Annotated in this window: 12 protein-coding genes and 2 riboswitches; of the genes, 10 read left to right on the top strand and 2 right to left on the bottom strand. The window is 69.3% G+C overall.

Going from position 1 to position 11,745, the window contains the following annotated elements; genetic code table 11:
• Positions 1–4 precede the first annotated feature (4 nt).
• The 9 genes from AC1DYK_RS19210 to AC1DYK_RS19170 all read left to right on the top strand — a co-directional run bounded on the left by AC1DYK_RS19210 (position 5) and on the right by AC1DYK_RS19170 (position 8,877).
• Complete coding sequence (locus AC1DYK_RS19210; RefSeq protein ID WP_478167751.1) at positions 5–538, top strand: hypothetical protein; 534 nt, start codon at positions 5–7, stop codon at positions 536–538.
• Positions 539–581: 43 nt separating this feature from the next.
• A riboswitch (glycine riboswitch) is annotated at positions 582–668 on the top strand.
• 18 nt (positions 669–686) lie between these two features.
• Positions 687–801, top strand: a riboswitch (glycine riboswitch).
• A gap of 48 nt (positions 802–849) precedes the next feature.
• Positions 850–2,013, top strand: coding sequence for a glycine cleavage system aminomethyltransferase GcvT (gene gcvT / locus AC1DYK_RS19205; RefSeq protein WP_478167750.1), 1,164 nt, complete (start codon positions 850–852; stop codon positions 2,011–2,013).
• Between the two features lie 63 nt (positions 2,014–2,076).
• Complete coding sequence (gene gcvH / locus AC1DYK_RS19200; protein WP_478094045.1) at positions 2,077–2,454, top strand: glycine cleavage system protein GcvH; 378 nt, start codon at positions 2,077–2,079, stop codon at positions 2,452–2,454.
• Between the two features lie 25 nt (positions 2,455–2,479).
• A complete protein-coding gene (gcvP, locus tag AC1DYK_RS19195) occupies positions 2,480–5,392 on the top strand; it encodes an aminomethyl-transferring glycine dehydrogenase (protein ID WP_478167749.1) in 2,913 nt (970 codons plus the stop codon).
• Positions 5,393–5,532: 140 nt separating this feature from the next.
• On the top strand, positions 5,533–5,955 hold the full coding sequence (locus AC1DYK_RS19190; protein WP_478167748.1) for a YciI family protein: 423 nt from the start codon (positions 5,533–5,535) through the stop codon (positions 5,953–5,955).
• A 25-nt stretch (positions 5,956–5,980) separates the two neighbouring features.
• Positions 5,981–6,424 carry a YciI family protein gene (locus AC1DYK_RS19185; protein ID WP_478167747.1) on the top strand — a complete coding sequence of 148 codons (444 nt, stop codon included), beginning with the start codon at positions 5,981–5,983 and terminating at the stop codon, positions 6,422–6,424.
• 11 nt (positions 6,425–6,435) lie between these two features.
• The gene (locus AC1DYK_RS19180; protein ID WP_478167746.1) at positions 6,436–6,843 is read left to right on the top strand and encodes a DoxX family protein; all 408 of its coding nucleotides are present in this window, start codon (positions 6,436–6,438) and stop codon (positions 6,841–6,843) included.
• Positions 6,844–6,875: 32 nt separating this feature from the next.
• Entirely contained in the window at positions 6,876–7,574 is a 699-nt protein-coding gene (locus tag AC1DYK_RS19175) for a YciI family protein (protein ID WP_478167745.1), read from the top strand.
• A gap of 10 nt (positions 7,575–7,584) precedes the next feature.
• The gene (locus tag AC1DYK_RS19170) at positions 7,585–8,877 is read left to right on the top strand and encodes an RNA polymerase sigma factor (RefSeq protein ID WP_478167744.1); all 1,293 of its coding nucleotides are present in this window, start codon (positions 7,585–7,587) and stop codon (positions 8,875–8,877) included.
• 12 nt (positions 8,878–8,889) lie between these two features.
• On the opposite strand, the gene AC1DYK_RS19165 is transcribed toward AC1DYK_RS19170, so the two are convergent.
• Positions 8,890–9,771, bottom strand: a complete 882-nt coding sequence (locus tag AC1DYK_RS19165; RefSeq protein ID WP_478167743.1) for a DUF3014 domain-containing protein — start codon at positions 9,769–9,771, stop codon at positions 8,890–8,892.
• A 101-nt stretch (positions 9,772–9,872) separates the two neighbouring features.
• Here AC1DYK_RS19165 and AC1DYK_RS19160 point away from each other — a divergent pair, with 101 nt between their 5' ends.
• A complete protein-coding gene (locus tag AC1DYK_RS19160) occupies positions 9,873–10,502 on the top strand; it encodes a flavin reductase family protein (protein ID WP_478167742.1) in 630 nt (209 codons plus the stop codon).
• 115 nt (positions 10,503–10,617) lie between these two features.
• Here AC1DYK_RS19160 and AC1DYK_RS19155 read toward each other — a convergent pair whose 3' ends face one another.
• The gene (locus AC1DYK_RS19155) at positions 10,618–11,727 is read right to left on the bottom strand and encodes a DUF2855 family protein (protein ID WP_478167741.1); all 1,110 of its coding nucleotides are present in this window, start codon (positions 11,725–11,727) and stop codon (positions 10,618–10,620) included.
• Positions 11,728–11,745 lie beyond the last annotated feature (18 nt).

The following is an 11,745-nucleotide window of genomic DNA, read 5'->3' as shown; positions in this document are numbered from 1 at the left end:
TCCCATGTTCCTCATCAAGACCGACAAGGCGCGCCATGAACTCCGCCCCGGCTGCCGCAGCCTGGGCCAGCGCGAACGCGCCCTGCTGCTGATGGCCGATGGCCAGCGGTCGGTGACCGACTTCGGCCAGCTGTTCGGCGGCCGGGACGAAGCCGGGCGTGTCGCGCTGCATCTGGTGCGCGAAGGCTACCTCCTGGATCGCGGCCCCCTGGCGCACGACCGCGTGCCGGTGCCGGCGCCGGAGCAGCAACAGCCGGCCGACCCCGCGCCGGCCGCGGCCGATGCCTTCGACGGCAAGCGCTCGCTCGCCACCACGCGCATGTTCCTTTTCGATCTGTGCGAACGCATGTTCGTGCGGCGCGATCCCCTGCTGGCCGACCGCTTTCGCGAGCTGCTGCGGGAGGCCCGCGACCGCACCGCGATGCTGGCCGTGGCGGGCGCGATGCTGGACGAAATCGAACAGGCAGCGGGCACCGAACGCGCCGAGTCGATCCGCGAGCGCATCGACCGGCTGCTGCCTTCGACGGCCGTGCACTGAAAAACGCCGGCCGGGTGGCCGCCGATTCCCTTACACTCGCCCGGTCAGGAGAGCGTCCCGCCACCATGGGACCGCCGAAGGCGCAGGTCCCTCGAAACACGGGCCCGAACGCTCAGGCAAAAGGACTGACGAAGCGCCCGTTCCCGGGCGTTTCCTTGCTGGAGAGAGGCGGTTCGTCGCGCAGTCGCGCCGGTCCGTCCACCGAAGGAGCAAACCCCGATCGTGGGGCGAATCTCTCAGGTAAAGCGGACAGCAGGGGTGGCCCATGGCTTCTCGCCATGGAACTAGACTGCCCCTTTGGAGATACGCCCTTGGCCGCCGCATCCGACGATCTGCAGAAGACCCCGCTCCACGGCCTCCACCTGGAGCTCGGCGCCCGCATGGTGCCCTTTGCCGGCTACGCGATGCCGGTGCAATACCCCGCCGGCCTGATGGCCGAGCACAAGCACACGCGCGAGGCCGCCGGCCTGTTCGACATCTCCCACATGGGACAGCTGCGCCTGGCCGGGCCCGATGCCGCCGCCGCCTTCGAGAGCCTGATGCCGGTCGACGTGATCGGCCTGGCGCCCGGCAAGCAGCGCTATGGGCTGCTGCTGAACGACGAAGGCGGCATCCTCGACGACCTGATGTTCTTCAACGAAGGCCAGGATTCGCTGTTCGTGATCGTCAACGGCGCCTGCAAGCAGGCCGACATCGCGCACATCACGGCCCGGATCGGCCAGCGCTGCCAGGTGCTGCCGATGCCCGACCACGCGCTGCTGGCGCTCCAGGGGCCGCAGGCCGCGGCCGCGTTGGCGCGCCTGTCGCCCGGCATCGAGCGCTTCGTCTTCATGACCGGCGGCACGGTGCAGATCGGCGGCATCGCGGCCTTCGTGACGCGCAGCGGCTACACCGGCGAGGACGGTTTCGAGATCTCGGTCGCCGCCCGCGACGCCGAGCCACTGGCCCGCCTGCTGCTGGCCCAGCCCGAAGTGAAGCCGATCGGCCTGGGCGCGCGCAACTCGCTGCGGCTGGAAGCCGGCCTGTGCCTCTATGGCAGCGACATCGACGCTGGCACCACGCCGGTCGAGGCCTCACTCGGCTGGGCGATCCAGAAGGTGCGGCGCACGGGCGGCGCACGCGAAGGCGGCTTCCCCGGCGCGGCCAGGGTGCTGGCGCAGCTCACCGCCGCCAACGGCGCGGCCGGCCACCTGGACCACGAGACACTCAAGCGCAAGCGGGTCGGCCTGGTGGCACTGGAACGCATTCCGGTGCGCGACGGCACGATGCTCGAATCCTTCGAGGGCGGCCTGGCCATCGGCCAGGTCACCAGCGGACTGTTGGGCCCGACCGTCGACCGGCCGGTCGCGATGGGCTACGTCGCGCTGGCCTATGCCGAGCCCGGAACACGGATCCAGGCCATCGTGCGCGGCAAGCCGGTGCCGATGGAAGTGAGCACCCTGCCCTTCGTTCCCGCGCGCTACCACCGGGGCTGAGGCCTCCCCCGATTTCTCGATTTCTCGATTTCTTCAAGCCAGACACTTTTCAAGGAGTTTTTCATGAGCCTCAAGTACACCAAGGACCACGAGTGGGTGCGGCAGGAAGCCGACGCGGCGCTGGTCACGGTCGGCATCACGGTGCATGCGCAGGACGCCCTCGGCGACGTGGTCTTCGTCGACCTGCCCGAAGTCGGCAAGAGCTTCGCCCAGGGCGATGTCGCCGGCGTGGTCGAGTCGGTCAAGGCTGCGGCCGACGTGTTCATGCCGGTGTCGGGCGAAATCACCGAGGTCAACGAGGCGCTGCGCGCCGATCCCTCGCTCGCCAACAGCGCACCAATGGATGCCGGCTGGTTCTTCAAGGTGCGCGTGAGCGACCCCGCGCAGCTCGAGCCGCTGCTCGACGAAACCGCCTACGCGAAATTCTCCGCCGACAACTGACCCCTACGCCCGACCGGACCCTTCCATGCCGACGCCCGTGCTGCCCACTTCCCCCTCGCTCAGCGAACTCCAGAACGCCGAAGAATTCATCGCGCGCCACATCGGCATCGAAGCCGAGGACGAAGTCCGCATGCTCGCCGCCGTCGGCTCGGCCACGCGAGCCGAACTGATCGACGGCATCGTGCCGCCGGCCATCCGCCGGCGCCGGCCGATGCGGCTGGCGCCGCCGATCACCGAAGCCGATGCGCTGGCCGAGCTGAAGGCGATCGCCGCCAAGAACAAGGTGGCCAGGAACTTCATCGGCCAGGGCTACTACGGCACCCACACGCCCGGCGTGATCCTGCGCAACGTGCTCGAGAACCCGGCCTGGTACACCGCCTACACGCCCTACCAGGCCGAGATCTCGCAGGGCCGCATGGAGGCGCTGGTCAATTTCCAGACCATGGTCTGCGACCTCACGGGCATGGCGATCGCCAACGCCTCGATGCTCGACGAGGCCACCGCGGCGGCCGAGGCGATGACGCTGGCCCGGCGCAGCGTCAAGAGCAAGAGCAACGTGTTCCTGGTGTCGGGCGACTGCCATCCGCAGACCATCGAGGTGATCCGCACGCGCGCCGCGCCGCTGGGCATCGAGGTCAAGGTCAGCACCGCCTCCGAGACGCTGCCGCACCTGATGGCCAGCGGCGGCTTCTTCGGCGCGCTCGCGCAATACCCGGCCACCACCGGCCAGGTGCACGACCTGCGCCCGCTGGCCGGCCACGCGCACCAGTGCGAGGCCGCCTTCTGCGTCGCGGCCGACCTGCTGGCGCTGACGCTGCTGGCGCCGCCGGGCGAATGGGATGCGGACATCGTCTGCGGCACCACCCAGCGCTTCGGCATGCCGATGTGCAACGGCGGCCCGCATGCGGCCTACCTGGCCTGCCGCGACGAATTCAAGCGCTCGCTGCCCGGGCGGCTGGTGGGCGTCAGCGTCGACGCGCACGGCCAGCCGGCCTACCGGCTGGCGCTGCAGACGCGCGAGCAGCACATCCGGCGCGAGAAGGCGACCTCGAACATCTGCACCGCGCAGGTGCTGCCCGCGGTGGTGGCGAGCATGTACGCCGTCTACCATGGACCCGAAGGCCTGCGCCGCATCGCGCAGCGCGTCGCCCTGCTGACCGCGGTGCTGGCGCAGGGCCTCGAACAACTGGGCCGCGAGCTGGTCAACGGCACCGCCTTCGACTCGCTCACGATCCGCACCGGCGACGACACGCAGGCGATCAACGAACGCGCACAGGCCGCCGGCATCAACCTGCGCCACCGCCTGCAGCACCACCTGGGCGTCTCGCTCGACGAGACCACCACGCGGGCCGACGTCGTGACGCTGTGGGGTCTGTTCGCGCCGGCCGGCACGCCGGCGCCCGACTTCGACGCCATCGCCGCCACGGCGGCGCCGCGCCTGCCCGAGGACTTGCGCCGCACGAGCGCCTTCCTGACGCACCCGGTGTTCAACACCCACAAGAGCGAAACCGCGATGCTGCGCTACATCCGCAGCCTGAGCGACAAGGACCTCGCGCTCGACCGCAGCATGATCCCGCTGGGCAGCTGCACCATGAAGCTCAACGCGACCAGCGAGATGATCCCGATCACCTGGCCCGAGTTCGCCGACATCCACCCGTTCGCGCCGCCCGAGCAGATGCTGGGCTATGCGCAGCTCGACGCCCAGCTGCGCGCCTGGCTCTGCGAAGCGACCGGCTACGCGGGCATCAGCCTGCAGCCCAACGCCGGTTCGCAGGGCGAATACGCGGGCCTGCTCGCGATCAAGGCCTTCCATGAGGCGAAGGGCGAAGCGCACCGCGACGTCTGCCTGATCCCGTCGTCCGCGCACGGCACCAATCCGGCCAGCGCCCAGATGGTGGGCATGCAGGTGGTGGTGACGGCCTGCGACGCCGACGGCAATGTCGACATCGACGATCTGAAGCGCGCCTGCGAGAAACATGGCGACAAGCTGGCCGCGGTGATGATCACCTACCCCAGCACCCACGGCGTGTTCGAGACCCGCGTCAAGGAGCTCTGCGAGATCGTGCACGCGCACGGCGGCCGAGTGTACGTCGACGGCGCCAACATGAACGCGCTGGTCGGCGTGGCCGCCCCGGGCGAGTTCGGCGGCGACGTCAGCCACCTGAACCTGCACAAGACCTTCTGCATCCCGCACGGCGGCGGCGGCCCCGGCGTCGGGCCGGTGTGCGTGGTGGAAGACCTGGTGCCCTACCTGCCGGGCCACGTCACCGGCGGGCTGGCGTCGAACGGCGCGGTCGGCGCGGTCTCCGCCGCGCCGCTGGGCAATGCGGCGGTGCTGCCGATCAGCTGGATGTACTGCCGCATGATGGGCGCCAAGGGCCTGCAGGCGGCGACCGAGACCGCGATCCTCAGCGCCAACTACATCAGCGCGCGGCTCAAGGACCACTACCCGACGCTGTACGCGAGCCCGAACGGCCACGTGGCGCACGAGTGCATCCTCGACCTGCGCCCGCTCAAGGAGGCCAGCGGCGTGAGTGCCGAGGACGTCGCCAAGCGACTCATCGACTACGGCTTCCATGCGCCGACGCTGAGTTTCCCGGTGCCCGGCACGCTGATGGTGGAGCCGACCGAAAGCGAGCCGCTGGCCGAGCTCGACCGCTTCATCGACGCCATGATCGCGATCCGGGGCGAGATCCGCCGCGTCGAGGAAGGCATCTGGCCCAAGGACGACAACCCGCTGCGCAACGCCCCCCACACCGCCGCCAGCCTGCTCGGCAGCGAATGGACGCGGCCCTACTCGCGGGAGCTCGGCGCCTTCCCGCTGGACAGCCTCCGGCAGGCCAAGTACTGGCCGCCGATCGGCCGGGTCGACAACGTCTACGGCGACCGCAACCTGTTCTGCAGCTGCGTGCCGCTGGATGCGTACGCCAAGGCCTGACGACTTAGCAACATTTTTTTACAATTGACGGCCCCTCCGGCTGTCGATTTCACGTTCGCTGCTTCGACGTCCAATCAGAGCCCCGGAATTGCCCGGTCGATTCCGACCGGCGCCGGCCTCGAAACCGAAGGAGCAACGACATGCGATTCATGGTGATCGTCAAGGCCAGCAAAGACTCGGAAGCCGGCGTGATGCCGAGCGAACAGCTGCTGACCGACATGGGCAACTACAACGAGGCGCTGGTCAAGGCCGGCGTGCTGCTCGCGATGGAAGGCCTCCATCCCAGCGCCAAGGGCGCCCGCATGCGCTTCTCCGGCAAGGACCGGACCGTGGTCGACGGCCCCTTCAGCGAGACCAAGGAGCTGATCGCCGGCTTCTGGCTGTGGCAGGTGCGCTCGAAGGAGGAAGCGCTCGAATGGCTGCGCCGCGCGCCCTTCGACGATGGCACCGAGCTCGAGCTGCGCCAGGTGTTCGAGCTGGACGACTTCGGCGCCGAGCTCACGCCGGAGCTGCGCGCGCAGGAACAGCGGGTGCTCGCCGAAGTCGCCTCCAAGCGCGCCTGAACGGACGCCGGAAGGAGACACGACCATGAAATTCATGATCATTCGCAAGGCCGACCCCGAGACCGAGGCCGGCGCGATGCCGACCCAGCAGCTGGTCGCCGACATGATGAAGTACAACGAGCAGATGATCGCCGCGGGCGTGATGCTCGACGGCATGGGCCTGAAGCCCAGCGCCACGGGCGCCCGCATCCAGTTCAAGGGCGGCAGGCCGACCGTGATCGACGGCCCCTTCGCCGAGACCAAGGAACTGGTCGCAGGCTTCACCTTGATCCAGGTGAAGTCGAGGGAGGAAGCGCTCGAATGGGTCAAGCGCTGGCCGCCGATCGACGGCCACGGCAACGTCGCACTGGAGCTGCGCCAGGTCTACGAGGCGGAAGATTTCGGCGCCGAGTTCACGCCCGAGATCCGCAAGCAGGAAGAGAACCTGCGCGAGCGCGCCGCGGCCCGGCAAGTGGCCGGCACGGCCTGAGGAGCACTCGCATGCAAGCCATCCTTCCGACCGCGCCCGCCTCGGGCGCCGCCCTCTGGACCGGCCGCATCCTGAGCGGCCTGGTCGTCGCGTTCCTGCTGTTCGACGGCGCCATCAAGGTGGTCGAGATGGACGTGGTCAAGCAGAGCCTGGCCGAACTCGGCTATCCGGCGGACATCGCCTTCGGCCTCGGCGTGCTGACGCTCGCCATCGGCGTGCTCTACGCCATCCCGCGCAGCTCGGTGCTCGGCGCCATCCTGCTGACGGGCCTGCTCGGCGGCGCCATGGCGACCCACCTGCGCGTGGGCAGTCCGGTCTTCAGCCACCTGCTGTTCGGGCTCTACCTCGGACTCATGGCCTGGGGCGGCCTCTTCCTGCGCGACGAGCGGTTGCGCGCCATGCTCCCGCTGCGGCGCTGAGCGCACAACGCTATCCTTGCGGGATGAGATTCGTGATCCTCCGCAAGGCCGACCGGCGCACCGAGACCGGCCTCGACACCGACGAGACGCTGCCGGTGGCCCCGGCGCTCCCCCATGCCGCGCTGCAGGCCAGCTCGCACGGCGTCCGCCTGCACTTCTCGGCGGACGGCCCGCAGCTGGTGCCGGGGCCGTTCGAGCACACCGAAGACCTGGTGGCGGGCTTCGGCTTCTTCGAGGCCGACTCGCTGCAGGCTGCCACCGATCAGCTCGCCCGCTGGGTGCCGGGCCCCGAGGCCGCGCCCGTGCTCGAGATTCGCGAGTCGGGCTGCCCCGGCGGCCTGCCGGGGATCCACTCGTCGGCCGCGCAGCAAGATCCGGATCCGCGTTTCATGGTGATGCTGCTGTCCGACGCCCAGCTGGAGGCCGACGCGCCCACCGCCCCCGAACGGCTCGATGCGATGGCCCGGCGCAATGACCAGAGCGTCGCAGCCGGCGTGCTGCTGGCGGGCGAAGGCCTGAAGTCGACCGCCAAGGGCGCCCGCCTGAAGTTCGGCGGCGGCAAGCCGCGCGTGGTCGACGGTCCCTTCGCCGAAGCGAAGGAGCTGATCGCGGGCTTCTGGCTGATCCGTGCCCGGTCGATGGATGAAGCGATCGAATGGGCGAGTCGCTACCCCTACGCGCCGGTGCATCCCGTGGTCGAGATCCGCCCCGTGCGCGAGATGTCGCGATAGGCGCTCCCGGATGAACGTCGCCGAGACGCATCGCGCGATCAACGCGGTCTGGCGCATCGAGTCGGCCCGGATCATCGGCGCGCTCGCCAGGATGGTGCGCGACGTCGGCGTGGCCGAGGAGCTGGCGCAGGACGCGCTGGTCGCGGCCCTCGAACAATGGCCGCGCGAGGGCATCCCGGACAATCCGGGCGCCTGGCTCACCGCCGCGGCCAAGCGCCGCGCGATCGACCTGCTGCGCAAGCGCACGCTGCATGCGAACAAGGAAGGGGAAATCGGCCGCGAACTCGACGCCCAACATGCGATCGCCGCCGCCGACTTCGCCGAAGCGGTGGACGCCGCGCTCGACGACGAGGTGGGCGACGACCTGCTGCGCCTGGTGTTCACGGCCTGCCATCCGGTGCTTTCGCCCGAGGCGCGGGTCGCCCTGACCCTGCGCCTGCTGGGCGGCCTGACCACCGACGAGATCGCGCGCTCCTTCCTGGTGCCGGAAGCGACGATCGCGCAGCGCATCGTGCGCGCCAAGCGAACGCTGGCCGCCGCGCGGGTGCCCTTCGAGGCGCCGCGCGCGCACGAGCTGGCCGCGCGCCTTGCGTCGGTGCTCGAGGTCATCTACTTGGTGTTCAACGAGGGCTATTCGGCCACTGCCGGCGAGGACTGGATGCGTCCGGCGCTGTGCGAGGAAGCGCTTCGGCTCGGGCGCATCCTGGCCGAGCTGGTCGCCGAGGAACCCGAGGTTCATGGCCTGGTCGCGCTGATGGAGATCCAGGCCTCGCGCGCGGCCGCGCGCATCGACGCCGACGGCGAACCGGTGCTGCTGCTCGAACAGAACCGCGCGCGCTGGGACCAGATGCTGATCCGGCGCGGCCTCGCCGCCCTGGAGCGTGCCGAGAAGCTCGGCGGCACCCTGGGGCCCTATGCCCTGCAGGCCGCCATCGCCGCCTGCCACGCACGCGCGCGCAATGCGGCGCAAACCGACTGGACGCGCATCGCCGCGCTCTACGAGGCACTGGCCCAGCTCGCGCCCTCGCCGATCGTCGAACTGAACCGGGCCGTGGCGCTGTCGATGGCCTTCGGCCCGGCGGTGGGCCTCGAACTCGTCGATGCACTGCGCTCGGAGCCGCAGCTGCAGGGCTACCACCTGCTGCCGAGCGTGCGCGGCGACCTGCTCGCCAAGCTGGGCCGAAAGGCCGAGGCCCGCGAGGAGTTCAAGCGGGCGGCGGAACTCACGCGCAACGCACGCGAGCGCAAGCTGCTGCTGATGCGCGCGCTGGCCTGTTCCGGCGGCCCCGCGAGCGCCGGTTGATCGGCCCTCGCGCTATTTCTTCGCCACCGCGCCGGTCGCGAGTTGGACGCGCAACTCCTTCAGCCGGGCCTTCAACCGGCGCTCGTTGACCGGGCCCATGCGCACCAGCATCTTCTGGCCGGCCGAGAGCGCTTCCAGCTGGGGGTCGACGAACTCATAGCTGATCCAGGGACGTTGCGGCGCCATCTCGCCTTTCACTTCGGTGAGCTTCACCTGCACCGGACCGGCGGGTTCGGGCGCCTGCAGCAGATGGTCGATCACGGCCACCAGGCGGTCGTTGAAATACTTGCCCGGATAGCCCAGCTCTTCGTAGGCCTGCTGGAACAGCGGATAGAGCCTGGCATAGAGCGCCACCGCCCGGGCCGTGTCCACCGACTCGACGAACAGCACGAACGGCGTGTAGCGGCTGGCGTTGTCCGCGCCGATGGTCTTCAGGCCGCCCGCGCCCTGCACCTCGAAGGACTTGGGCGCCCGTTGTGCCGGCCACATGCGCGCAGGCGCCTGCGCCCGCGGCAGGTTGTCCACGGTGGCGACGAAGCGGCGCACGAAGCCACCGGCTTCGAGGAAGGTGCCGACCGCTTTCTTCCCGAGCAGTTCATTGAGCGCCGCGGTGACGCGGCCATCGGCGTCGTTCAGCGCGGGCAGCGCGGCCTCGGGCTCGGCCAGTGCATCGACCGGATTCTGCGGGCCGACCGCCACCGCAGGGGGCGTGTCGGCCGGTGCGGCCGAAGGCGGCGGCGCGCTGGCGACGGGCGGTGCCGGTGGCGCTTCCTTCTGCAGCGACCAGCGCCACCAGCCGAAGGCGGCCGCGAGGATCACGGCAACGACAATCACCAGGGTCCACACCGAAGACTCGCGTGCTGGCCTGAATTCTGCTGGGTCCCGTTCGGGCATGGTGGAATCCTCTTTTCTCAAATGCGGGCAATACGTGCGGTCCATTGGAAACCACGCGGGCACTTCCTGCCGTAACGCTCTGTGAGCGTCAAGGAATCCGAATGAACATCGACTTTTCCACTCTGACCGAGTATCAGCGGTACAAGCTGATGGCGAGCCTGATCGTGCCACGGCCGATCGCGCTGGTCACCACGCTCGGCGAAGACGGCATCGTCAATGCCGCCCCCTTCAGCATGTTCAACATGCTCGGCGAAGAACCGCCGATCGTGATGATCAGCGTCAACCGGCTGCAGGACGGCGTGCTCAAGGACACCGCGGCCAACATCGTGCGCACCGGCGAATTCGTGATCCACCTGGCCGACGAGGACATCGCCGAGCAGATGCACCGCTGCGGCGAGCGCCATCCGCCGCACGTGAGCGAGCTCGATGTGGTCGGCTTCACCGCGCTGCCCAGCGAAGCGGTCAAGCCACCGCGCATCGCCGAGGCCCCGGTCGCCTTCGAATGCACACTCTGGGAAACGCTCGAAACCGAAAGCCGGCAGATCTTCATCGGCCAGGTGCGCTGGATGCACGCGCGCGACGAGCTGATCGACACCGAAACCTGGCGCGTGCGCCTGCAGCACTACTTCCCGGTCGGGCGCTTCGGCGCGAGCTTCTATGTGAAGACGCGCGAGCGCTATGCGCTCGCGGCGCAGAACGGGGCGCGAAGCACGCCGATCGACGAGATGTAGCGTGGGGGCGCAGGCCGGGGGAGCGTGGGCGCTCAAGCCGGCGCCGGGCCGCCCCAAGGCGGCTTGCGGCCCCCTCGGGGGGCAGCGACCACACGCAGTGAGGGAGCGTGGGGGCTCAGTCCAGCCGGACGACGTGCGCGCTGCGCGGATCGACACGGCCATCATGCAGATCGGCGACCACCTGCTGCGCGGCTTCGAAGCCCCGGCTTTCCGCCAGCGTCATCCAGCGACTGCCCGGTCGGCTGAGTTCGGCGATGAAGCGGCCCTGCGCCTCGTTGAAGCGCCGGTTCACCTCCTGCGGACCCCAGTCTGCGTTGCGCTTGCGGATCTGCACCGGCGCGAAATACAACAAGGGCTTGGGCCCCGGCAGCGGCGTTTCGACGAGGAAGGCGGTCTTCTGCGCCGAGCCGGCGTAGCAGTCGTAGACCAGCGCCGCGCCGAAATGGTGGTGGATGGTGGCGCGCAGATCGTCATCGCCCGAGAAGTCGACGTAGAGCGTCGGCACACTGGCGGGCAACAAGGTGGCGCTCGCATAGGGCAGAACCTGGTCGTAGCAGCGCAGGTTCTCGACGAAGCCGCGGTTGCGCTCCGAGGTCAGCGCGATCAGGCTCGGCCCCTCGCGCTGTCCGAGGCAGAAGGCGGTGCCGTAGGCCGTCTTGCTCGACGCACTGGAGACGACCACCTGCGTGGCGCCGAAGAAGGCGTTGTCCTCCAGGAAATCCGCCAGCATGAACGAGGTGATGAAGAGCGGACGCACCAGCATCTGGTAGTTCTCGAGCGCCTGCGCATAGCCGGCGTCGTGGCTGCAGCGCATGTACTGGTTGTAGGCCGAGACCAGCTCGCTGCGGTGCGGCGCCCCGTCGTAGAAGCCGCGCTCGGTCACGCGCACCGGTGTCATGCGCAAGTGGCTGGCGATCGGGAAGTAGCCGTAGAAGCGTTCTCCGACCTCGACGCCTTCGACCGTGGATGCGACCACATCGGCGAAGCCCCAGGCCGGCATATGGCCCCAGTCCTGGTCGCCGGTCGGGAAGAACGACCAGTACTTCATCATCGCGTCGCCGAAGGCCGCGTAGGTGATGTTGTTGGTGGTCAGCGCAAAGCGGTCGATGCGCAGCAGCACCTCGCCGGCGGCCAGCGCGCCGGGGTCCTGCGCGCTGCGAAGGCGCGTGGTGCCCAGCGCGTCCTTGCGGGTCTCGAGACGGGTTAAAGTGAAAGCGTCGCTCATGTCTTGTCCCAGGTGATT

Source organism: Variovorax sp. P2_H12 (assembly GCF_056403395.1).
This window is presented reverse-complemented; position numbering and strand designations above follow the sequence as displayed.